This window comes from Daeguia caeni (assembly GCF_042653845.1).
In the GTDB taxonomy this organism is placed as follows: Bacteria; Pseudomonadota; Alphaproteobacteria; order Rhizobiales; family Rhizobiaceae; genus Brucella; species Brucella caeni.
The window spans coordinates 27,991-49,728 of the sequence record NZ_JBHSEL010000045.1 but is presented as its reverse complement, the minus strand read 5'-3'; the positions used below and the strand labels follow the sequence as shown (position 1 = coordinate 49,728).

Below are 21,738 nucleotides of genomic sequence, written 5' to 3'. Positions count from 1 at the left end.
GACAACCTGCCTCGTTTTGCCACTGCGCAAGAGCTGCGCCGCAGCGAGGCCACTTCCGGCAGAGCAGACTGGTGGATCGTCTGCCGCCGAGGGGAGTATAAAATGGGTAAGGTAACTGGATTTCTTGAGATCGACCGGCAGGTGGCAAAGTATCAGCCGGCATCGGATCGCATCCGTCACTTCCGTGAGTTCACCATTCCGATGACGGATGGCGAGGTGCAGAAGCAGGCTGCGCGCTGCATGGATTGCGGCATTCCGTTCTGCCATGGCCCGACGGGCTGCCCGGTACACAACCAGATCCCGGACTGGAACGATCTCGTCTATAACAACAACTGGGATCAGGCGATCCGCAACCTGCATCTGACCAACAATTTCCCGGAATTTACCGGCCGCGTCTGCCCGGCGCCGTGCGAGGAAGCCTGCACGCTGAACCTTGAAGATATGCCGGTGGCAATCAAGACGGTCGAACAGGCGCTCGGCGACAAGGCCTATGAACTTGGCTACATCGTGCCACAGCCTGCCGCCAGCAAGACCGGCAAGTCGGTGGCGATCATCGGTTCGGGCCCGGCTGGCCTTGCCGCAGCCCAGCAGCTTGCCCGCGCTGGCCATATGGTCGATGTCTATGAGCGCGAGAGCCGTCCGGGCGGACTGCTGCGCTATGGCATTCCGGATTTCAAGATGGAAAAGCACCTGATCGACCGTCGCATTGCGCAGATGGAAGGCGAGGGTGTGCGTTTCCATTGCGGTGTCAATATCGGCGTCGACAAGCCGCTGCGTGGTCTACTCGATACCTATGATGCCGTGCTGTATTGCGGCGGTTCGGAAACCCCGCGCGCGGCAGGCATTCCGGGCGCTGATCTCGATGGCGTATTTGATGCCATGCCCTATCTGGTGCAGCAGAACCGTCGCGTTGGCCGCGAAAACATTGAATCGGTGGCCTGGCCTGCACCGCCAATCCTTGCCGGCGGCAAGCATGTCGTTGTTGTCGGCGGCGGCGACACGGCGTCGGACTGCATCGGCACGGCTTTCCGTCAGGGCGCAGTCAATGTCACCCAGCTTGATATTCGTCCACAGCCGCCGGAAAAGGAAGACAAGCTCTCGGTCTGGCCTTACTGGGCAACCAAGATGCGTACCTCCTCCAGCCAGGCTGAAGGTGCAACGCGCGAATTTCAGGTGGCAACGCTTGAATTCATCGGCGAAGATGGCCGTCTGACCCATGTCAAATGCTGCAAGGTTGATGGAAAGCGCAAGCCAATCGCCGGTACGGAATTCTTTATCAAGGCGGATCTTGCCTTCATCGCCATCGGCTTTGCCGGTCCGGATGAAGGCAGCGTCATCAGGGAACTTGGCGACAAGCTGGAGCTCGTGACGGATCGTCGTGGCTCCAGGGCAATCAAGGCCAATGATCGCGATTACCGCACCTCAGTCGACAAGCTCTATGCGGCAGGTGATATTCGCCGCGGCCAGTCGCTCGTTGTCTGGGCGATCCGCGAAGGCCGTCAGGCAGCTCATGCCATTGACGCGGATCTGATGGGCCATTCGGTTCTGCCGCGGTAAGGCCGCGTTTGCCGACATGACAGTCTGGAGGCCCCGCCAGGGCCTCGGACATGGGCTTTCTGGGGCAAAATAGTTTCAGATTGACGAAATGGCCCGGAATAAGGGTGCATAGAGAAAATCAATCCCGCGTTTCGCGCTGCTGAAAATCGGGGTATGAACAGCAGAGGCCCCGCAAGGGGCCTCATCTGTTTCAGGCTTGATCTTATCCGTTTCTGGCTGAACTTTCAGAAACCGGCCGGCAGCTTGCCGCCATTTTCCTTCAGCTTCTCAAGCACCTGTTTGTGCAGCCAGACATTCATCGTGGCAGAATCATTCGTGTCGCCGGTATAGCCAAGCTCCTTGGCCAGGGCCTTGCGATGTTCAAGGCTGCTGTCGAGGTTCAGTGCCTTCATCAGGTCGACGATGGATGTTTTCCAGTTCAGCTTCTGGCCGCTTGCCTTGACGGCCGCGTCAAGGATGGCACCAACATCAACTGTTGCGGCTGGTGCCGCCGGGCTACTGGCCGGGGACTGCGCTTCGGGTGCCGGGCTTGCAGCGGTTTCTGCTGCAGGGCTTTCCGGCGTTGCCGCTTCTGCCTTGCCCCAAATTGCATTCTTGATCGTGTCAAATATACCCATCTCAATACTACTCCCTCAAATGACCGCTCCAACAGCAGCCGATTGGCTCATGAATACAATTCTGGTCAACAGATCTGCTGGACGGTGTAGCCGCCAGATATAATGCATGAAATGACAGCTGTTCCAAGTTTCTTTGATGGAATGCCATGAAATTTTACCACTTCACGCATAAGAATGCCCATATTTACTTATAATTTTCAGCAATTCTTGGGAGGTTTTTTGAATGCTGGACGCATGGGGCTTCCCGGCTGGCTACAGGATTATGCTCTATCGCTTTGATTTCTTGTCAGTTTATCTTAAAAGGCATTTCCGGAATCTGGGATGCGTTGAGACGAGGTTCATGTTCACGATCAGCCATGTTGAGACCTTCAGTCAGGAAATCAAGAAAAGCCGCTTTGTTGCCATTGCAGCCCCTGTTGCGACGGAGCAGGCGGCCAAGGATTTTCTGAGCGCATATTCCGACCCGACCGCCACCCATAATTGCTGGGCTTGGCGCATGGGACAAAATTATCGCTTCAGCGATGATGGCGAGCCAAGTGGTACGGCTGGCAAGCCCATTCTGCAGGCGATTGATGGGCAGCAGCTCGATAATGTCGTTGTGCTGGTCATCCGCTGGTTTGGCGGCATATTGCTGGGAAGCGGCGGCCTGATGCGTGCCTATGGCGGTACGGCGGCGAACTGTCTGCGCCTGGCGGAAAAAACCGAAGTGATTGATTTGATCGGTTTTTCGCTGGCGTGCGATTTTTCCGATCATGCGCTCTTGAAGGCGCGGCTGACGGCGGTGGAAAATCTGACGCTGGCGCAGGAGGAGTTTCTGGCAGACCACGTCCTGATGACCGGCAGCATGCCGGCTGAGGCGCGTGATCGCATGGATAAGCTTGTCAGCGATATCACGCGCGGCAAGCGGGCGATCCAGTTCGACGATTGAGCGCGTGTTTCTGCTTCATCCTGTCTTTCGCCAGGGGCGATCACAAATCATCCGTCCGCAACAAAACGCCGCCCATTTCGGGCGGCGTTCCGTTTGAATGATCCGGCCAGGATCAGTCAACTTCATGGAGGTCAATGCCCTTGGTTTCCTTCACGAACAACGATCCGACGATGAAGGACATGCCGGCAATGACGATCGGATACCACAGGCCGTAGTAGATGTCGCCGCTGGCTGCCGACAGGGCGAATACGCCAGCCGGGAGCAGGCCGCCGAACCAGCCATTACCGATATGGTAAGGCAGGGACATGCCAGTATAGCGGATGCGGGTCGGGAACATTTCGACCAGGATTGCGGCAATCGGGCCGTAGACCATCGTGACATAGATCATCAGGATGGTCAGGATGGCGATGGTCAGTGGCCAGTTGATCTGGGCCGGATCGGCTGCCAGACGGAAGGCACCGGCATTCGGGATCGAATAGACGGCCTGATCACCCGTCAGTGCATCGGCTTCGCTCTGGGTCAGAAGCTTCTGCTTGACGAGGTCAACCAGTGCCACCATGGCCTTGTCACCATTGCGGATGGTGTTGGCATCAAGGTTCAGCTCTGGATTGGCAGCAATGAAGCTGTCCAGCTTGCTGTCTGGCACCTTGGCCGTATCACGAATGAGCGGGAAGCCCGCCTTCTGCAGGGCGACATTGACGGCATGCGCAAATGCAGCCTGCTTGGCAGGTGCTTCCGCACCGGCAGCCGCAGCATCGTAAGAGGTGATCGTTACGTCACCGATCGTGATCGTTGCAGATGAAGCTGTCGGGTCCTGAACGATGTCATAAGGAACCGAGGTTCTGGCAAGGAAGCTGGTTGCAATGTCGCACGAGCTGGTGAACTTTGCCGTACCCGTGGCGTTGAACTGGAAGTTGCAGTCGCCGGGTGCTGCGGTCACAGTGGCACGGATGGTCTGTTCAGCCTGGGCAAGAGCCGGGTTGGCGGCACTGGTCAGCGCCTTGAACAATGGGAAATAGGTCACTGCAGCAAGGATCAGACCTGCCATGATGATCGGCTTGCGGCCAATCTTGTCCGACAACCAGCCGAAGAAGACGAAGAAGCCGGTGCCGATCAGCAGGGCAGTGGCCACCATGATATTGGCCGACTGGTTTTCAACCTTCAGAACATTCTGCAGGAAGAACAGGGCATAGAACTGACCCGTATACCAGACCACGGCCTGACCGGCGGTAAGGCCGAACAGGGCAAGCAGGGCGATCTTGGCATTCTTCCACTGGCCGAATGCTTCGGAAAGCGGAGCCTTGGATGCCTTGCCTTCCTCCTTCATGCGCTTGAAGGCGGGCGACTCGTTCATCTGCATGCGGATCCAGATCGAGATGCCGAGCAGGACGATCGAGACAAGGAAAGGAACGCGCCAGCCCCATGCGGCAAAGGTTTCGCGGCTCATCATGCTCTGGATGCCCAGAATGACCAGCAGCGACAGGAACAGGCCAAGCGTTGCGGTGGTCTGGATCCAGGAGGTGAAGAAGCCACGGCGGTTGTTGGGCGCGTGCTCGGCAACATAGGTTGCAGCACCGCCATATTCACCGCCAAGTGCCAGACCCTGCAGCATGCGCAGCGCAATCAGGATGGTCGGCGCCAGAATGCCAAGGGTTGCAGAACCGGGCAGAAGACCAACAAGGAAGGTCGACGCACCCATGATGACGATGGTGACAAGGAAGGTATATTTGCGGCCGACAAGGTCGCCGATACGGCCGAAAACCAGGGCGCCGAAGGGGCGAACCAGAAAGCCGGCGGCGAAGGCCAGAAGCACGAAAATGTTGCGTGTGGTTTCAGGATACTCATTGAAGAACGCCGCACCGATGAAGCTGGCCAGCGTTCCGTAAAGATAGAAATCGTACCATTCAAAAACAGTGCCAAGCGAAGAGGCGAAAATGACTTTCTTCTCTTCGCTCGTCATTTTTTGCGCGCCAACGTCGACGCTTGACGAGACTGTCATGAATCTGTCCTCCCAAAGGCTGCAAATTTGCAGCTTTCCTCAAATATGGACGATGTTTCATATTCTGCCCCAATCAGACTCCCCTCTGATTGGGCACTCCTCACACGCATCATGATGAACGGAAATTTTGCGTTCGTGCAGTAGCCATTAGTATGATGTGGGAAACTTGTCAGGGACAGTTGCAAAGACTGCCAATGCTGCAAATCGACATGTTCGCATATCAATTCATTGACACGATTTGTAAATTGCGTAAAAGGCTTTCTGAACGAAGGAGATTCACCGTGGACCGCGCATCCATCGCGCCAGCATCGATCAGATCTGCCAACCGGCCGGTTGGGTGTCCGCCTTTGCCTTCGCTTTCCAAAAAACGTACGGCCATAACTAAAACGACCACCAAAACGGTCTGATTCCCTTGGCCTGCTCGCCCTCTCCCCGGGTCTGGCCCGGGGCGGACAACCCGCATGGCTGGCGGGTCACCGATCTGGAAGCGGAGAGGGACAGGAGTTGAGAAAATGGGTTTCAAGGTTGCAGTTGTAGGCGCTACGGGCAATGTTGGGCGCGAAATGCTCAATATTCTCGAAGAGCGCGGTTTTCCGGCAGATGAAGTTGTACCGCTGGCTTCGCGTCGCAGCCAGGGAACGGAAGTTTCCTATGGCGACAGGACACTGAAGGTGCGCGCACTCGACAATTATGATTTTTCAGACACGGATATCTGCCTGATGTCGGCAGGCGGTTCGGTGTCGCAGGAATGGTCGCCAAAGATTGGCGCGCAGGGCTGCGTTGTTATCGATAATTCATCGGCCTGGCGTTATGATGCGGATGTTCCGCTGATCGTGCCGGAAGTCAATCCGGATGCGATTGTCGACTTTCGCAAGAAGAACATCATTGCCAATCCGAACTGCTCGACGGCACAGCTGGTTGTGGCGCTGAAGCCTTTGCATGACAGGGCAACCATCAAGCGCGTTGTCGTTTCGACCTACCAGTCGGTTTCGGGCGCTGGCAAGGAAGGCATGGATGAGCTGTTTGAACAGTCGCGCGCTGTTTTCGTGGCTGATCCGATCACCACGAAGAAGTTCACCAAGCGCATTGCCTTCAATGTGATCCCGCATATCGATGTCTTCATGGAAGACGGCTACACCAAGGAAGAATGGAAGATGGTGGCCGAAACCAAGAAGATGCTGGATCCGAAGATCAAGCTCACGGCAACGGCTGTGCGCGTGCCGGTGTTCATTGGCCATTCGGAAGCCGTCAATATCGAGTTTGAAAAGCCGATCACTGCGGACGAAGCTCGCGAAATCCTGCGCGAGGCGCCAGGCTGCCTCGTTGTCGACAAGCGCGAGAATGGCGGCTATGTCACGCCTTATGAATCGGCCGGCGAAGACGCGACCTATATCAGCCGTATCCGCGAAGACCTCACGGTTGAAAACGGTCTGGCCATGTGGGTTGTTTCCGACAACTTGCGCAAGGGTGCTGCATTGAACACGGTGCAGATTGCCGAACTGCTGATTGCACGCGATCTGATCGTGCCAAAGAAGGCTGCTGCCTGATCGCAATGCCAGTTTACTGCATGAAAGGCGCCGGGAGACCGGCGCCTTTTGTTTGATCTCTCATCGGGCGCTGTTCAGGAATTCCAGTACAAGACGTTCGATCGGCCCGCCAGGGCCCATCTCTGCGCGGTCAAAGTCGCGGCCGCGTATGCGCTGTCTGTCTACATGGCTCTCGATGATGCGGATGAGCTCCTGTTTCATCTTCCTGCAGTCAGGATCATTGGGAATGGACAGCCCGACGGTTTCGCGCACAATGTCTTGCGTCATTTCCTTGGCGTGGTCGCCATGGACAAGCTCATGGCGGCGGATGCCATCAATGAAGATATCCCAGCTTTTCTGCACCGCAGGCGGCAGTTTCTGCGCCGGCTTTGGCAATGTATAGGTGATCTTCAGTCTGGGTGTTGCCGAAACGATCGTGCAGGTGCCGTTGGAGCGGTCGAATTTGCGATCCCAACGCAGGACATAGCGCGTATGGGCAATGACGCGTTTTTTGGCCTTGCCGATTTCCGGTCCGCGCTGGCCGATGGACTGATAGATGTCCGATGGCCTCGTGCCGGAGACGGAATAAAAACTGGTCTCTTCACTGGCTTTCCAGTCGGCAAGACAGGGGCTGGCGGCAAGCGCCACGGTCAGGAAAGCGATGCAGGCTTTCAAGGAAAACTCCCATGCGGATCGGCGGATCATGATCGGACGGTATCACTATGGCCGCAGGAGCAAGGTCGTCAAGCACTGACAGGCAACCATCCGACAGGTCAGTCGCTCTTCTGTCGATGGCGTGGCTATAAAGACGGCCAAGGTTGAATTTGTTCCCGTTCCATCCTATCCATGCCGACAAATGAAAGACGGCCTGTCCATGCCCGGGCATGAGGAAGCATAAACGTGCGTGATGCAGCCAGGATTCTGAATGATCTTCTTGCCGGGCTCAGCCTGCGGGCGGCCTCGGTCATTGTCACGATCTATGGTGATATTGTTGTTCCGCGCGGTGGCACATTGTGGATGGGCACGCTGATCCAGATCTGTGCGGATCTGGGCCTCAGCGAAACGCTGGTGCGCACGGCCGTATCGCGGCTGGTTGCGGCCGGGCAGCTCACCGGCATGCGCGAGGGACGGCGCAGCTTCTATCAACTGGCCGAGGCGGCCGAGGAGGAATTTGCCGCCGCAGCCGAACTGCTTTACGGACGCGAACAGCCGGCGGAAGGCTGGGCCATTCATCGCTGCGAATTGCCGAACGATATTATTCGCAAGTCCTCCCTGGCGCGGATCGGGCCGGATCTTTACCTGCGCCCACGCCATCGTGGCGAGAAAATCGCGTTGCCGGGCCTCAGCTTTACCGCAGAGGTGAATGGGGGAAGCGAATTCCTGCCGGAATATATTGCCAGCCTGTGGGATCTTGAGGCGCTGTCGGCCGGCTATCGTCGATTCATTGACCATTTCGAGCCGGTTGACCGCGCGCTGCAATCCGGCATCCGGCTAGACGGACGCCGTGCGGTGGCCGTGCGCTTGCTCCTGGTTCATGTTTATCGTTCGGTCCTGCTGCGCGATCCGCGTCTGCCGGGCGAGGCACTGCCTGCCAACTGGCCTGCCCCGGAGGCGCGTGCGCTGTTTGCACGACTCTATCGCGCGCTGACGCCCAATGCCGAGTCCTACATTGCGCAGAATCATGAAAATGCGCTGGGGCTTTTGCCGGAAAAAACACCTGCGACAATTCAGCGTCTGAATTCGCTCAATGCATGAGCGGGCAACCGATTGTTGTTGAAGCTTTCCTCCGAAGTCTGAAATTATAAAAATTCCAATGAGTTCACGAGCGCCAGTTTCAGCGTTGAAACACGCGCCCGAAAGTGTCACAAAATTTCTGACAAATATTGAAAAGTGTGACGCAATAAGTTATACATTGACCGATCGGTCAGCCAATGGGCGGCCGCGCGGAAATGTCTGGGAGGAATGATCTGTATGTCCGAAGCCTTCATTGTGGATGCTGTTCGTACGCCGATTGGCCGCTATGGCGGTGCCTTGTCATCGGTACGTGCTGATGATCTGGCGGCCTTGCCGATCAAGGCTCTGGTGGATCGCAATCCTCAGGCAGACTGGTCTTGCGTTGATGATGTCATTTATGGCTGCGCCAATCAGGCAGGCGAGGACAACCGCAATGTCGGCCGCATGGCCGTGCTGCTGGCTGGCCTTCCGGTTGGTGTTCCGGCCACCACGGTGAACCGTCTTTGCGGTTCTGGCATGGATGCGATTGGCATTGCTGCCCGTGCCATCCGTTCTGGTGAATGTGATTTCATGATTGCTGGCGGCGTTGAAAGCATGAGTCGCGCACCTTTCGTCATGCCAAAGGCAGAGACGGCCTTTTCGCGCAGCAATGCGGTTTATGACACGACGATCGGCTGGCGTTTTGTCAATCCGGCGCTGGAAAAGCAGTATGGTGTTGATACCATGCCGCAAACGGCAGATAATGTTGCTGCCGATTTTAATATCAGCCGCGCTGATCAGGACGCCTTTGCTGCCGAAAGCCAGGCGCGCTGGGCAAGGGCGCAGGAAGCAGGTCTGTTTGCCGATGAAATCGTGCCGGTCACGATACCGCAACGCAAGGGCGATCCGCTGGTGGTCTCGGTCGATGAGCATCCGCGCCCGGGCACGACCGTTGAGCAGCTTGCGCGGCTGAAGGGCGTGAATGGCCCTGATCTTTCCGTGACGGCCGGCAATGCATCCGGCGTCAATGATGGTGCGGCAGCTCTTGCGCTGTGTTCTGCGGAGGCAGCCAGAAAACATGGCTTCACGCCGAAGGCGCGTGTGGTTGCCATGGCGGTTGCGGGTGTTGAACCGCGCATCATGGGCATTGGCCCGGTGCCGGCTGTCCACAAGGTTTTGGCAAAGACTGGTCTCGGTCTCGACCAGATGGATGTCATCGAACTGAATGAAGCCTTTGCCGCCCAGTCTCTGGCGGTGCTGCGCGCGCTTGGTCTTCCTGACAATGCCGCGCATGTCAATCCAAACGGCGGTGCCATTGCGCTTGGGCATCCGCTCGGCATGTCAGGCGCCCGGCTGGTAACGACGGCATTATACCAGTTGCATCGCACGGGCGGGCGTTATGCCCTTTGCACCATGTGCATCGGTGTGGGGCAGGGTATCGCAATGATCATTGAAAGAATTTGAACGGGTAGGAGGTAATCATGTACGCACAGATGGTACAGACCGAAGGCGGCAAATCGCTGGAGGAAATGAGCCCGGAAGAACGCGCATTTCAGGAGCGCATTGATCGCGGCGAGAAGATCGAACCGAAGGAATGGATGCCGGAAGGCTATCGCAAGACCCTGATCCGTCAGATCGGTCAGCATGCCCATTCTGAAATTGTCGGTCAGCTGCCGGAAGGCAACTGGATCACGCGCGCGCCGACGCTGGAGCGCAAGGCCATTCTCCTGGCCAAGGTGCAGGACGAAGCCGGCCACGGCCTTTATCTCTATTCGGCCGTGGAGACGCTTGGTGTCAGCCGCGACGAACTGCTTGAGCTGCTGCATGCCGGCAAGATGAAATATTCCTCGATCTTCAACTATCCGACTCTCAACTGGGCCGATATCGGCGCCATTGGCTGGCTGGTTGACGGTGCTGCGATCATGAACCAGGTGCAGCTGCAGCGTACCTCCTACGGCCCCTACAGCCGTGCGATGATCCGCATCTGCAAGGAAGAAAGCTTCCACCAGCGTCAGGGCTACGACATCATGATGAAGATGGCCCAGGGCTCGCCGGAACAGAGAGCCATGGCACAGGATGCGCTCAACCGCTTCTGGTATCCGGCGCTGATGATGTTTGGCCCGTCCGACAAGGATTCCGTCCATTCGGCCCAGTCCATGGCCTGGAAGATCAAGGTCAACACCAATGACGAATTGCGCCAGAAATTCGTCGACCAGACCGTACCGCAGGCAGAATATCTGGGCCTTACCATTCCCGATCCGGATCTGAAGTGGAACGAGGAAAAGGGCGGCTATGACTTTACCGATCCGGACTGGACGGAATTCTTCGACGTGATTGCGGGCAATGGTCCGTGCAATGAAGAACGCCTAGGCGCACGCCGGAAGGCCTGGGAAGAGGGCGCATGGTTCCGCGATGGCCTGATGGCCTATGCCCGCAAGGCTGAGGAACGCCGCGCCGGTTTCCGCGAGGCAGCAGAATAATCCGAGATTACAGGGAGGATACGCCCCATGTCTAATGAATGGCCACTTTGGGAAGTCTTCATTCGCGGCCAGCATGGTCTTAACCACCGCCATGTTGGCAGCCTGCATGCCCCGGATGCGGAAGTCGCCATCCGCCATGCCCGCGATGTCTATACGCGCCGCAATGAAGGCGTGTCGATCTGGGTTGTGAAGTCGAAGGACATCTTTGCCTCTTCGCCTTCGGACAAGGGCCCGCTGTTCGAGCCGTCCAATTCCAAGGTCTATCGTCATCCGACCTTTTTCGAGATTCCGGAAGAAGTGGGGCACATGTAATGGCACAGACCGTTTCGAATTCGGATCTCTTTGAGTGGCTGCTGCGCCTTGGCGACAATGCGCTCATCCTTGGCCACCGCTGCTCGGAATGGTGCGGACATGCGCCCGCGCTGGAAGAGGACATTGCCCTTGCCAATATGGCGCTTGACCTGATCGGCCAGACCCAGCTCTGGCTTGGCCTTGCCGGCGAAGTGGAAGGCAAGGGCCGCACGGCCGACAATCTTGCCTATCTGCGTGATGCGCATGAATTCCGCAATGTCCTGCTGGTCGAACGCCCGAATGGCGATTTCGCCTTCACGCTGATGCGTCAGTTCCTGTTCGATGCCTTCCACATCGAACTGCTGGAAAGCCTGAAGTCATCGTCCGACAAGCGCGTGGCCGAGATTGCCGAAAAGGCGGCCAAGGAAGTCGCCTATCACTATGAGCGGTCGGCCGATCTGATCATTCGTCTGGGTGACGGTACGCAGGAAAGCCATAACCGCACGCAGGCCGCATTGAACAGCCTGTGGAGCTATACGGGTGAAATGTTCCAGGACGATGCTGTTGATGAGGCCATGGCAGAGGCAGGGATTGCTCCGTTGCCAAGTGCGCTGAAGGCACGCTGGGAAGCGAAGGTCTATCCGGTTCTGGCGGAAGCAACGCTGAAGGTGCCTGACAGCAAATATGCTCACAAGGGCGGCAAGCGTGGTGTCCATACCGAACATCTGGGCTACATCCTGGCCGATCTGCAATTCCTGCAGCGCGCTTACCCTGGCTGTACGTGGTAACGGCCATGACGATAGCGAGCCGACCCGAAACTGCACAGGTCTGGGAATGGCTATCGGAAATACCGGACCCGGAAATTCCAGTCATCAGCCTGACGGATCTCGGCATCATCCGCGATGTGGCCTGGGACGACGACACGCTCGTCGTCACCGTTACGCCAACCTATTCCGGCTGCCCGGCAACGTCGATCATCAATCTCGATATTGAAAAGGCGCTGCGTGAGCACGGAATAGAAAAGCTGAAGCTTGTCCGTCAGTTGTCTCCTGCCTGGACAACCGACTGGATCACGCCGGAAGCGCGTGAAAAGCTGAAAGCCTATGGCATTGCGCCGCCCGTGGATGGCACCGCAGCCGATGGACGACTGGCAGCCCGTATTCAGCGCCTTGGCAGCAATGCGCCACTTATCATCGAATGCCCACGCTGCCACAGCACGAAGACGGAAAAGGTCAGTCAGTTTGGCTCCACGCCCTGCAAGGCGAATTACCGTTGTTTGGACTGTCTGGAACCCTTTGACTATTTCAAATGCATCTGAGGATGCGGAGGAGCGCCTATGGCACGTTTTTTTCCTCTTACGGTCACGGATGTCGTGCATGACACACGTGACGCAGTGGTCGTAACGCTGAAACCGCGTGACGAAGACCGCGAACATTTCAATTTCATCCAGGGACAATATCTGACGCTGCGCCGTGAATTTGATGGTGAAGAAGTCCGCCGTTCCTATTCGATCTGCTCTGGCGTGGATGAAGGCGTGATCCGTGTCGGCATCAAGCGCGTCAAGGACGGTCTGTTCTCAAGCTGGGCCAATGACAATCTCGTCCCCGGTACCGAGATTGACGCCATGCCGCCGATGGGCCGTTTCTACACGCCGCTCGATCCGGAGGCTGAAAAGCATTATCTCGGCTTTGCCGCAGGCTCCGGCATCACGCCGATCCTGTCGATCATCAAGTCGACGCTTTCGCGTGAACCGAAGTCGAAATTCACGCTGGTTTATGCCAATCGCCAGATCTCGTCGATCATGTTCCGCGAAGAGCTGGAAGATCTGAAGAACCTCTATCTCGGTCGTTTTTCGGTCATCCATATCCTCAAGGCCGATGCGCAGGAAATCGATCTGTTCACCGGACGCATCGATGAGGAAAAGATCAGGGCGCTGTTTGCCAACTGGGTTGATCCGAAGTCGGTGGATACCGTGTTCATCTGCGGCCCGGAAGAGCTGATGCTGACAATTTCCGCTTCGCTGCGTGATCATGGCTTCGAGGACTCGCAGATCAAGTTCGAACTGTTTGCCGCGAGCCAGCCGACGCGCCGTCGTGCGCCGGTGACAACGGAAAGTGCTGCTCCGATGGGCGAGACGATCAGCGCGGTCATCAAGCTTGATGGCGCCAGCCGCACGATCGAGATCGCCAGGGATGGCCGGACCATTCTGGATGCAGCCCTCGAAGCCAATATCGATGCCCCTTATTCGTGCAAGGCCGGCATCTGCTCGACCTGCCGCTGCAAGGTGCTCGAAGGCGAGGTCGACATGGCCGTCAACCACGCGCTGGAGGATTATGAGGTGCGTGCCGGGTACGTGCTGAGCTGTCAGGCACAGCCCTTGAGCGACCGCGTCGTCGTCAGCTTCGACGAGTAAGACGCAGGATAGATGATGGAGCGGCTCCGATATGGGCGGACCGCTCCGTTTCCCCGGCATGATCGGAAATTGGGAGGGAGCCATGTCCGAGACAATGAATATTGAAGACTATCTGGCAAAGGGAGGCGTGCTCACTTCTCCGGATAATGTTCCAGCGCGCTATCGTGGTGAGCTGATGCGCCTGATGTCCTCATTTGTTGATAGTGAGCTCGCTGCTTCGGCTGGCTTTGCCGATTCCATCAACTTTGCGCCCGGTATCAAGGAGCGCATCGCGGCAAGCCGCATCACGCTGGAAAAGGCGGATCATGCCGAGCGTGTGCTGATGGTCATGGCAAGTTTTGGTACGGATGTCGAGCGCTATCAGGCGCAATATGACTGGGCTGCGCGTGTTGAACGCAATGCGGATCTCGGCTCGACGCGCACCGGCGGCGACATGCGCCTGTCCGTCTTTCATTATCCGATCACAGGCTGGATTGATGCAGTGGTGATGAATGTGCTGCAGGGTTTGGCCACGGAAGTGAAAATGGCTGAAATGACACGTATTTCCTACACGCCGCTTGCTGAAACCCTTCGCGAAATCGCCCCGCGTGAAAAGCGCCATACCGAGCTTGGCCTGGAAGGACTTGCCAAGCTTGCCGCCAATGCGGCCAACAAGGCCGGGATCGAAGCGGCAATTGCCTATTGGAAACCGCGTGTTGCCGCAAGCTTCGGCGTTGCCGGTTCTGCGCGCTATGACATGCTGGCAAGATTTGGTCTGCGCCATATCCCGAACGAAACGCTGCTTGCGCAATGGGAAGCGCTTGTTGCGGAGCGTTTGAAAAGCCTTGGCCTTTGAGATTTGGCAATGACACGCCACGAAACCGAGAAATCTCCCATGATGCAAAGGAACTGCCAATGAACGTCTCTGTTAGCGCTGCAACGCGCCGCCTTGAAAGCTATGTTTGCGGACGTTGGACGGCTGGCGCAAAAGACGGTCAGCCGCTTCTGGATGCGGCAACCGGTGAAACGGTCGCGCTGATCGATTCCAGCGGGATCGATTTTGCCGAAGTACTGGATTATGCCCGCAAGGTTGGCGGCACAAAGCTGCGCGCGCTTAGCTTCCATGACCGTGCCGCCATGCTGAAGGCGCTCGGTCAGGCCCTGATGGGCATGAAGGAGGAATTCTATACCGAGAGCTACCGCACCGGTGCGACGCGCTCTGACAGCTGGATCGACATTGAAGGTGGCATCGGCACGATGCTGTCCTTCTCGTCCAAGGCGCGCCGTGAACTGCCAAACCGTCCCGTCCTGCTTGATGGAGATGTGGAAGTTCTCTCGCGCGACAACAGTTTTTCCGGCCAGCACATCTATACACCGCTTCTGGGCGCGGCCGTGCATATCAATGCCTATAATTTCCCGATCTGGGGCATGCTGGAAAAGATTGCGCCAACGCTGATTGCCGGCGTGCCCTGCATCGTCAAGCCTGCAAGTCAGACGGTCTATCTTACCGAACTGATGGTGCGCCGCATCATCGAGCTCAATATCCTGCCGGAAGGCGCATTGCAGCTCATCTGCGGTTCGGTTGGCGATCTGCTCGATCATGTCACGGCGCAGGATGTCGTAACCTTCACAGGGTCTGCCGCAACCGGCCAGAAGCTCAAGACCCATCCGGCGATCGTGGCCAATTCTGTTCGCTTCAACATGGAGGCCGACAGTCTCAATGCCTCGATCCTCGGCAGTGATGCCGAGCCGGGAACGCCGGAATTTGATCTGTTCGTACGCGAGGTTGCGCGTGAAATCACCGCCAAGGCTGGACAGAAATGCACGGCCATCCGCCGCGTCATGGTTCCGCGTGACCGGGTTGAGGCAGTGATCGAGGCGCTGAAGGCGCGTCTTGCCAAGGTTGCGCTTGGCCTGCCGGATCAGGAAGGTGTGACCATGGGTGCGCTGGCAAGCCTTGCCCAGCGCGAGGAAGTGCGTGCGCGCATCCGTGATCTTCAGGCTGATGCCGAAATCGTCATCGGCAATCCGGACAAGGTGGAAGTGGTCTCGGGCGATCCGGAAAAGGGCGCCTTCCTCAACCCCATCGTGCTTTATTGCGACAAGCCATTCGAGGCAAAGGCCATCCATGATGTCGAGGCCTTTGGCCCAGTTGCCACGGTCATGCCTTATGACACGCTGGATGATGCCATTGCGCTGGCCGCGCGCGGCAAGGGTTCCCTGGTGGCCTCGGTCTTTACCAACGATAGCACGATTGCCCGCGAGGCCGTGCTTGGCATTGCGCCATGGCATGGCCGTATCCTGATTGGGAACCGCACCTCAGCCAAGTCATCGACAGGCCACGGTTCGCCGCTGGCTGGCCTCGTTCATGGCGGTCCGGGCCGTGCTGGTGGTGGTGAGGAAATGGGTGGCATGCGCGGTGTCATGCATTATATGCAGCGCACCGCGGTTCAGGGAGCACCTGAACTGCTGTCGGCCGTGGCTGGCCGCTGGATGGAGGGCGCACCCGTGCGCCATGAAGGCCATCCTTTCCGCAAGTCGCTTGCCGAACTCAAGATTGGTGATCAGATCATCACCGCAAAGCGCACCATCACCAGGGAAGATGTCGAACATTTCGCGCATTTCACCGGCGACACCTTCTATGCGCATATGGATAGCGAAGCCGCCAAGGCCAATCCGTTCTTCGATGACCGTGTTGCCCATGGCTATCTGATCGTATCCTTTGCCGCCGGCCTGTTTGTCGATGCAGCGCCAGGCCCGGTTCTTGCCAATTACGGCGTGGACAATCTGCGCTTCCTGACGCCGGTCTATTTTGGTGACACGTTGCAGGTTCGCCTGACCTGCAAGGCAATCAATCCACGTCCGACCTCGGAACATGGCGAGGTTGCCTGGGATTGCCAGGTTACCAATCAGAATGGCGCACTGGTTGCGCAATATGACGTGCTGACCATGGTGGCAAAGACCTGGGACAAGGCATAGGGCCTGCGTGTTCAGTCTGGTGCGTCCTGATGGACGCCCAGATCTTGCACCGGTCATCAATCAGTGAACTGCCGCTTCGCCTTGCGCGAGTGGATATATGAAAAGCCCCGCCAGCCGGATCGTGGCTGGCGGGGTATGAAAAGAAAAGCTGATTAAAGTGGATCAGCGAACGGCCTTGACGCCTTCCAGAATGAGCGTGGTTGCAACATCCGCATAGTCTTCGCGGGTAATGGAACCGCCTTCCTTGAACCAGAGATAGACCCAGTTCAACATGCCGAACAGCGACATGGTGACGGGCATCAGGAGAGGCCGTTCCGGCTTGTCCAGATGCGGGCAAATTTCACGAATCACTGCTGAAAAGCGACGCACGATACGGCGTTCTATGTCGGTGATGATGTTGCGCTGCTCATCACTCAAGGCGGGAGTGGCGTTCAGCTGCAGCTTGTGCTGGTTGTCGGCACCGCGATAACATTCAAGCACCGCACCAACCATTTTGCGCAGTCTTGCCGGCGCTGGCAAATTCTTGTCATCGGCTGCGGCGACATTGGCATCGAGCTCAACCAGATGCGTGTTGATAATGGCGAAAATCAACGCATCCTTGCTCGGATAATAATGATAAAGCAGTGCCTTGGAGACCTTCAGCTGCGCAGCAATTTGCGACATGGAGGCTTTTTCCAGACCCTGTTCGGCAAAAACCGCCGCAGCACTGATCAGAATGCTGTGCTGTTTTTCCTCAAAATCTGCAGCCCGTGTGCGAGCCATTGCTTTGCCTTTCAGTGTCGACGAGATCAATCGCGCTTCGTCAATTGTGACTTGCGTGATCAATCAAGGGTTGTGCGCCCTGCGGGCGTTTCTTGCTTTATGGGATTTCCCGGCAAGGCAGAGCCCTGCCGGGAATGGATATTTAACCGCGTGGACGATTGTCTACAACACGCTTTGCCTTGCCTTCGGAGCGTGCAATGGCATTCGGATCATGCACGGTGATCTTGGTCGACACGCCAACGACACTCTTGATGTGATGGGCAAGTTCCTTGGCGGAATAATCACGTGCGCTCTGTTCGGCTGCTTCCGGCATGGCTTCAACATGGACGACCATGTTGTCCATGCGGCCGGCACGGGTAAGCTCGATATAGAAATGCGGTGCAAGGCCTCGGCATTTCAGGATCTGTTCCTCGATCTGGGTCGGGAACACATTGACGCCGCGCAGGATGATCATGTCGTCGCTGCGGCCAGTGATCTTTTCAATGCGGCGCATCGAGCGCGCGGTGCCCGGCAGAAGACGGGTGAGGTCGCGCGTGCGATAGCGAATCATCGGCAGACCTTCCTTGGTCAGCGTGGTGATGACAAGCTCGCCCAGTTCACCGTCCGGCAGAACCTCGCCGGTGGTCGGATCGATGATTTCCGGGTAGAAATGGTCTTCCCAGAAATGCAAACCGTCCTTGGTTTCCACGCATTCATTGGCTACGCCCGGCCCCATGATTTCCGACAGGCCATAAATGTCGACGGCATGCATGTCGAAGGCTTCCTCGATTTCCTTGCGCATGGCGTTCGTCCATGGTTCGGCGCCGAAAATGCCGACCGCCAGCGAGCTTTCGCGCGGATCAATGCCCTGACGGCGGAACTCGTCCAGAATGGAGAGCATGTATGACGGCGTGACCATGATCACGCGCGGCTTGAAGTCCTGGATGAGGCTGACCTGACGTTCGGTCATGCCGCCCGACATGGGCACGACCGTGCAGCCCAGGCGTTCAGCGCCATAATGTGCGCCAAGGCCGCCGGTGAACAGGCCATAGCCATAGGAGACATGTACGATGTCGCCCGGGCGACCGCCAGAGGCGCGGATGGAGCGGGCAACGAGATCGGCCCAGGTGTTGATGTCCTTTTCCGTATAGCCGACGACGGTTGGCTTGCCGGTGGTGCCCGACGAGCCATGGATGCGCGTCAGTTTTTCACGCGGCACGGCGAACATGCCGAACGGATAGGTATCGCGCAGGTCGGTCTTGTAGGTGAACGGGAATTTCGCCAGATCCGACAGGGTCTTCAGATCGTCAGGATGTACACCATTTTCATCAAAGCGCTTGCGATAGAAGGGTGAGTTTTCATAGGCATGCTTGAGCGACCATTTCATCCGCTCCAGCTGCAATGCCGAAATCTCGTCGCGGGATGCGGTTTCAATAGGCTCAAGATCGCCTGGCCGCGGTGCCAAATTTTCCATGATTTCCTCCAAATCTGTCCAGAAAGCGCAAGCGCTTCCTAAAAATGCGTGCCAGACAAAGTACGCGAATGACCGCGAAACTCGGCGATATGCTCGCCTTTCTGGTTGGTAATGCGAATGTCATAAATGCCGGAGCGGCCGCGCTTGGATACTTCGCGCGCTTCTGCAGTCAGACGGTCGCCGACGCGACCCGGCGCAATGAAGGTGATCGAACAATGCTGTGCGACCACAATTTCATTGTGGCTGTTGCATGCAAAGGCAAAGGCGCTATCGCCAAGCGTGAAAATATAGCCACCATGGCAATTGCCATGGCCATTGGACATGGCCGCGGTGATTTCCATCGACATGACAGCACAGCCAGGCGAAACCGATTCGAGCTTCATGCCGAGCTTCTGGCTGGCATGATCGCCTTTCCACATGGCTTCAGCCGATTTTTCGGCAATCTGCTGTGGCGTGAGATTGGTCTGCTGATCCATGGCTACTCCCCCCGAAAATTGGCCGGACGCTTTTCCAGAAATGCGGTGACGCCTTCGGCATAGTCCTTGGTGCGGCCTGCCTCGCGCTGATAATCGCGTTCAAGGTCGAGCTGCTGGTCGAGACTGTTGGTTGCTGCAGCCTGAATGAGCTGTTTTGTCAGGCCAAGGCCGCGTGTCGGGCCCTTGGCAAGGGAAAGCGCAAGCGCATGTGCGGTTTCCAGCAGTTTTTCATCGTCCACTGCTTTCCAGATCAGCCCCCATTCGGCAGCCTGTTCGGCCGTCAATGGCTCTGCCGTCAGCGCCAAAGCCTTGGCGCGGGGTTCGCCCAGAATGCGTGCCAGATGCCAGCTGCCGCCTGCATCCGGTACAAGGCCAATCTTGGAAAATGCCTGAATGAATTTGGCCGAACGCGCGGCAAAGACAATATCACAGGCAAAGGCAATATTGGCACCCGCACCGGCTGCAACACCATTGACCGCGCAGATTACCGGTTTGCTCAGCGAGCGAATCAGACGCAATGTCGGGTTGTAGAAGGTTTCCAGCGTATGGCCGAGATCCGGGGCCGGGCCCCCTTTGCGCGGATCACGGTCGCCAAGATCCTGACCGGCGCTGAAACCACGGCCTGCTCCCGTGAGCAGAACGGTGCGAACGCTATTGTCCGAATGCGCACGCTCGAATGCTGCACGCAGGGCCATATGCATTTCTTCGTTGAAGGAATTCAGCTTGTCAGGGCGATTCAGGACGAGCTGAAGCACGCCGTCGGCCAGCGTTACCAAAACAGTATCAGACTGAGTCATTCAATCCTCCCGCGCTGCACAATTTGTAGCGCTTATGAAAATTTTTGTTGCATAAACCGACCGGCCGGTCAATATTAAACCGTAGAGGAGGGGTTGTTGATGCCGGATTATTTTGCACGCCATCGTGATCTGATTGAGGCTGCACGTGCGGCTGTTTATGCACGTGGATATTGGGCTCCGTTTCAGGAAATTCCAAGCGCCAAGTTTTATGGAGAAGCGGCCAAGCCAGACGGTGAGGCTGCATTCAATGCGCTCATTGGTCAGGCTTTTGCGCTGCCCGGACATCCGGAAGAAGGCCGGATCGGTAGCGAAGTTTCTCCCTGGGGCAAAGATCTCGGCATTACCTATCCTGCTGCTTCACCGGAACAATTGATCGCAGCCGCAAGGGCTGCCCAGCCGCAATGGGCGGCTCTTTCGCCTGAACAGCGTGTCGGCATTTGTGTGGAAATCGTCACCCGGCTGAACAGGTTGAGCTTCGTTTTTGGTCATGCGGTGATGCATACGACCGGTCAGGCCTTCCCGATGGCCTTTCAGGCTGGTGGGCCGCATGCACAGGATCGTGCGCTGGAGGCCATTGTTTCAGCCTATGATGAAATGACGCGTTATGCATCAAGTGCCATCTGGGAAAAGCCGAATGACAAGGGTGATCCGATTCGGCTGGAAAAACACTGGCGGATCGTGCCGCGTGGCCTGTCGCTGGTGATTGGCTGTCAGACCTTCCCGACCTGGAATTCCTATCCTGGCTTGTTTGCAAGCCTTGCCACCGGCAATCCGGTGATCGTCAAGCCGCATCCGAATGCCATTCTGCCGCTGGCGCTGACCGTGCGGGTTGCGCGTGAAGTTCTGGCTGAAGCGGGCCTGCCGCAGGATGTTGTGCTTCTCGCTGTTGATGAGCCGGGCAAGGAGATCACCCGTGATCTCGTCACGAACCCTGCCGTGCGCATCATTGATTACACTGGCTCAAGCGCCTTTGGCGCATGGGTGCGGGCCAATGCGCCGCAGGCCGATGTCTATACGGAAGAGGCGGGCGTCAATACGATTGTCATTGCTGCGAGTGACAATTTCAAGGGCATGTGCAGCAATATTGCCTTTTCGCTCTCGCTTTATTCCGGCCAAATGTGTACCGCGCCGCAAAATATCTATGTGCCGCAGGCGGGTATCGAGACGGATGAAGGGCGCAAATCCTTTGATGAAGTTGCAGAAGGCATTGCTTCGGCGGTTGATCGTCTGCTTGGCGATCCGGCGCGTGCCCTTGGTGTTTGCGGCACTGTCGCCAATCCGGCAACGATTGAACGGTTGAACAGGGCGCGCGGCCTTGGCAGGATCCTGCGCGATAGTACTGCAATCGAGGGTGAACGCACGGCAAGCCCGCTGATTGTTGTAATTGAAGATGCCAATCAGGCCAATTACATCGATGAGTGGTTCGGCCCTATCGCCTTCATCGTCCCTGTGGCTGATGCAGAGGACGGCATTGCGAAGGCGTCTGCTGTGGCCAGCCATAAAGGGGCAATAACGGCAGCACTATACGATACGGATGAACAACGCATCGAAACGGCCATTGACGCGTTTTCGCAGGCTGCGGTTAATCTCTCGATCAATCTGACTGGCAATATTTTCGTCAACCAGTCAGCCGCATTCAGTGATTTTCACGTAACGGGCGGAAATCCGGCAGGTAATGCCAGCCTGACGGATACGGCTTTTGTCGCCAACCGCTTCCGTCGCGTGATGTGGAGAAGACCTTTGAAACAGTAATCTGTTTTACTCTCGG

The 21,738-nt window shown here is 57.2% G+C and carries 20 protein-coding genes; 13 read left to right on the top strand and 7 right to left on the bottom strand.

The annotated features are described in order from the left end of the window. Positions 1-102: 102 nt before the first annotated feature. Entirely contained in the window at positions 103-1,557 is a 1,455-nt protein-coding gene (locus tag ACFO1V_RS05975) for a glutamate synthase subunit beta (RefSeq protein ID WP_374833459.1), read from the top strand. Between the two features lie 224 nt (positions 1,558-1,781). On the opposite strand, the gene ACFO1V_RS05970 is transcribed toward ACFO1V_RS05975, so the two are convergent. After that, entirely contained in the window at positions 1,782-2,174 is a 393-nt protein-coding gene (locus ACFO1V_RS05970; RefSeq protein ID WP_374833461.1) for a DUF3597 domain-containing protein, read from the bottom strand. A gap of 340 nt (positions 2,175-2,514) precedes the next feature. Here ACFO1V_RS05970 and ACFO1V_RS05965 point away from each other — a divergent pair, with 340 nt between their 5' ends. Next, entirely contained in the window at positions 2,515-3,102 is a 588-nt protein-coding gene (locus tag ACFO1V_RS05965; protein WP_374833463.1) for an IMPACT family protein, read from the top strand. Between the two features lie 112 nt (positions 3,103-3,214). Here ACFO1V_RS05965 and ACFO1V_RS05960 read toward each other — a convergent pair whose 3' ends face one another. Beyond that, complete coding sequence (locus ACFO1V_RS05960; RefSeq protein ID WP_374833465.1) at positions 3,215-5,101, bottom strand: MFS transporter; 1,887 nt, start codon at positions 5,099-5,101, stop codon at positions 3,215-3,217. A gap of 512 nt (positions 5,102-5,613) precedes the next feature. Here ACFO1V_RS05960 and ACFO1V_RS05955 point away from each other — a divergent pair. Beyond that, entirely contained in the window at positions 5,614-6,648 is a 1,035-nt protein-coding gene (locus ACFO1V_RS05955; protein WP_374833467.1) for an aspartate-semialdehyde dehydrogenase, read from the top strand. Between the two features lie 60 nt (positions 6,649-6,708). On the opposite strand, the gene ACFO1V_RS05950 is transcribed toward ACFO1V_RS05955, so the two are convergent. Next, entirely contained in the window at positions 6,709-7,332 is a 624-nt protein-coding gene (locus ACFO1V_RS05950; protein WP_374833469.1) for a DUF922 domain-containing Zn-dependent protease, read from the bottom strand. 195 nt (positions 7,333-7,527) lie between these two features. On the opposite strand from ACFO1V_RS05950, the gene ACFO1V_RS05945 reads away from it, so the two are divergent. The 9 genes from ACFO1V_RS05945 (at position 7,528) to paaZ (ending at position 16,482) form a co-directional block, all read left to right on the top strand. Continuing rightward, positions 7,528-8,382 (top strand): PaaX family transcriptional regulator C-terminal domain-containing protein, encoded by an 855-nt coding sequence (locus ACFO1V_RS05945; RefSeq protein WP_374833471.1) that lies wholly within the window; start codon positions 7,528-7,530, stop codon positions 8,380-8,382. 216 nt (positions 8,383-8,598) lie between these two features. Next, a complete protein-coding gene (pcaF, locus tag ACFO1V_RS05940; protein ID WP_380075069.1) occupies positions 8,599-9,804 on the top strand; it encodes a 3-oxoadipyl-CoA thiolase in 1,206 nt (401 codons plus the stop codon). A 17-nt stretch (positions 9,805-9,821) separates the two neighbouring features. Next, positions 9,822-10,820: a 1,2-phenylacetyl-CoA epoxidase subunit PaaA gene (gene paaA, locus ACFO1V_RS05935; RefSeq protein ID WP_374833415.1), complete on the top strand. Its 999-nt coding sequence runs from the start codon at positions 9,822-9,824 to the stop codon at positions 10,818-10,820. Positions 10,821-10,847: 27 nt separating this feature from the next. Continuing rightward, positions 10,848-11,132: a 1,2-phenylacetyl-CoA epoxidase subunit PaaB gene (gene paaB, locus ACFO1V_RS05930; RefSeq protein WP_374833413.1), complete on the top strand. Its 285-nt coding sequence runs from the start codon at positions 10,848-10,850 to the stop codon at positions 11,130-11,132. Continuing rightward, entirely contained in the window at positions 11,132-11,899 is a 768-nt protein-coding gene (gene paaC, locus ACFO1V_RS05925) for a 1,2-phenylacetyl-CoA epoxidase subunit PaaC (protein ID WP_374833411.1), read from the top strand. Before paaB ends, paaC begins: the two co-directional genes overlap by 1 nt. Positions 11,900-11,904: 5 nt before the next feature. After that, positions 11,905-12,429, top strand: coding sequence for a 1,2-phenylacetyl-CoA epoxidase subunit PaaD (gene paaD / locus ACFO1V_RS05920; RefSeq protein ID WP_374833409.1), 525 nt, complete (start codon positions 11,905-11,907; stop codon positions 12,427-12,429). Between the two features lie 18 nt (positions 12,430-12,447). After that, positions 12,448-13,524, top strand: a complete 1,077-nt coding sequence (paaE, locus tag ACFO1V_RS05915) for a 1,2-phenylacetyl-CoA epoxidase subunit PaaE (protein WP_374833407.1) — start codon at positions 12,448-12,450, stop codon at positions 13,522-13,524. A gap of 82 nt (positions 13,525-13,606) precedes the next feature. Beyond that, a complete protein-coding gene (locus tag ACFO1V_RS05910; RefSeq protein WP_374833405.1) occupies positions 13,607-14,359 on the top strand; it encodes a Phenylacetic acid catabolic protein in 753 nt (250 codons plus the stop codon). Between the two features lie 59 nt (positions 14,360-14,418). Further along, positions 14,419-16,482, top strand: coding sequence for a phenylacetic acid degradation bifunctional protein PaaZ (paaZ, locus tag ACFO1V_RS05905; RefSeq protein ID WP_374833403.1), 2,064 nt, complete (start codon positions 14,419-14,421; stop codon positions 16,480-16,482). Positions 16,483-16,644: 162 nt separating this feature from the next. On the opposite strand, the gene ACFO1V_RS05900 is transcribed toward paaZ, so the two are convergent. From ACFO1V_RS05900 to paaG, 4 genes are all read right to left on the bottom strand, one after another. Then, positions 16,645-17,244, bottom strand: a complete 600-nt coding sequence (locus ACFO1V_RS05900; protein ID WP_374833401.1) for a TetR/AcrR family transcriptional regulator — start codon at positions 17,242-17,244, stop codon at positions 16,645-16,647. 142 nt (positions 17,245-17,386) lie between these two features. Then, the gene (gene paaK, locus ACFO1V_RS05895; RefSeq protein ID WP_374833399.1) at positions 17,387-18,697 is read right to left on the bottom strand and encodes a phenylacetate--CoA ligase PaaK; all 1,311 of its coding nucleotides are present in this window, start codon (positions 18,695-18,697) and stop codon (positions 17,387-17,389) included. 38 nt (positions 18,698-18,735) lie between these two features. Next, positions 18,736-19,173, bottom strand: coding sequence for a hydroxyphenylacetyl-CoA thioesterase PaaI (gene paaI, locus ACFO1V_RS05890; protein WP_374833397.1), 438 nt, complete (start codon positions 19,171-19,173; stop codon positions 18,736-18,738). Between the two features lie 2 nt (positions 19,174-19,175). After that, positions 19,176-19,970: a 2-(1,2-epoxy-1,2-dihydrophenyl)acetyl-CoA isomerase PaaG gene (gene paaG, locus ACFO1V_RS05885; RefSeq protein ID WP_374833395.1), complete on the bottom strand. Its 795-nt coding sequence runs from the start codon at positions 19,968-19,970 to the stop codon at positions 19,176-19,178. 99 nt (positions 19,971-20,069) lie between these two features. Between paaG and paaN the strand changes: the two genes are divergently transcribed. Beyond that, the gene (gene paaN, locus ACFO1V_RS05880) at positions 20,070-21,722 is read left to right on the top strand and encodes a phenylacetic acid degradation protein PaaN (protein ID WP_374833393.1); all 1,653 of its coding nucleotides are present in this window, start codon (positions 20,070-20,072) and stop codon (positions 21,720-21,722) included. Positions 21,723-21,738: the final 16 nt, after the last annotated feature.

What these genes read in the sequence shown, in the direction of transcription:
- ACFO1V_RS05975 (WP_374833459.1), top strand. Translation starts at nt 103, where the DNA reads ATGGGTAAGGTAACTGGATTTCTTGAGATCGACCGGCAGGTGGCAAAG.
- ACFO1V_RS05970 (WP_374833461.1), bottom strand. Translation starts at nt 2,174, where the DNA reads ATGGGTATATTTGACACGATCAAGAATGCAATTTGGGGCAAGGCAGAA.
- ACFO1V_RS05965 (WP_374833463.1), top strand. Translation starts at nt 2,515, where the DNA reads ATGTTCACGATCAGCCATGTTGAGACCTTCAGTCAGGAAATCAAGAAA.
- ACFO1V_RS05960 (WP_374833465.1), bottom strand. Translation starts at nt 5,101, where the DNA reads ATGACAGTCTCGTCAAGCGTCGACGTTGGCGCGCAAAAAATGACGAGC.
- ACFO1V_RS05955 (WP_374833467.1), top strand. Translation starts at nt 5,614, where the DNA reads ATGGGTTTCAAGGTTGCAGTTGTAGGCGCTACGGGCAATGTTGGGCGC.
- ACFO1V_RS05950 (WP_374833469.1), bottom strand. Translation starts at nt 7,332, where the DNA reads ATGATCCGCCGATCCGCATGGGAGTTTTCCTTGAAAGCCTGCATCGCT.
- pcaF (WP_380075069.1), top strand. Translation starts at nt 8,599, where the DNA reads ATGTCCGAAGCCTTCATTGTGGATGCTGTTCGTACGCCGATTGGCCGC.
- paaA (WP_374833415.1), top strand. Translation starts at nt 9,822, where the DNA reads ATGTACGCACAGATGGTACAGACCGAAGGCGGCAAATCGCTGGAGGAA.
- paaB (WP_374833413.1), top strand. Translation starts at nt 10,848, where the DNA reads ATGTCTAATGAATGGCCACTTTGGGAAGTCTTCATTCGCGGCCAGCAT.
- paaC (WP_374833411.1), top strand. Translation starts at nt 11,132, where the DNA reads ATGGCACAGACCGTTTCGAATTCGGATCTCTTTGAGTGGCTGCTGCGC.
- paaD (WP_374833409.1), top strand. Translation starts at nt 11,905, where the DNA reads ATGACGATAGCGAGCCGACCCGAAACTGCACAGGTCTGGGAATGGCTA.
- paaE (WP_374833407.1), top strand. Translation starts at nt 12,448, where the DNA reads ATGGCACGTTTTTTTCCTCTTACGGTCACGGATGTCGTGCATGACACA.
- ACFO1V_RS05910 (WP_374833405.1), top strand. Translation starts at nt 13,607, where the DNA reads ATGTCCGAGACAATGAATATTGAAGACTATCTGGCAAAGGGAGGCGTG.
- paaZ (WP_374833403.1), top strand. Translation starts at nt 14,419, where the DNA reads ATGAACGTCTCTGTTAGCGCTGCAACGCGCCGCCTTGAAAGCTATGTT.
- ACFO1V_RS05900 (WP_374833401.1), bottom strand. Translation starts at nt 17,244, where the DNA reads ATGGCTCGCACACGGGCTGCAGATTTTGAGGAAAAACAGCACAGCATT.
- paaK (WP_374833399.1), bottom strand. Translation starts at nt 18,697, where the DNA reads ATGGAAAATTTGGCACCGCGGCCAGGCGATCTTGAGCCTATTGAAACC.
- paaI (WP_374833397.1), bottom strand. Translation starts at nt 19,173, where the DNA reads ATGGATCAGCAGACCAATCTCACGCCACAGCAGATTGCCGAAAAATCG.
- paaG (WP_374833395.1), bottom strand. Translation starts at nt 19,970, where the DNA reads ATGACTCAGTCTGATACTGTTTTGGTAACGCTGGCCGACGGCGTGCTT.
- paaN (WP_374833393.1), top strand. Translation starts at nt 20,070, where the DNA reads ATGCCGGATTATTTTGCACGCCATCGTGATCTGATTGAGGCTGCACGT.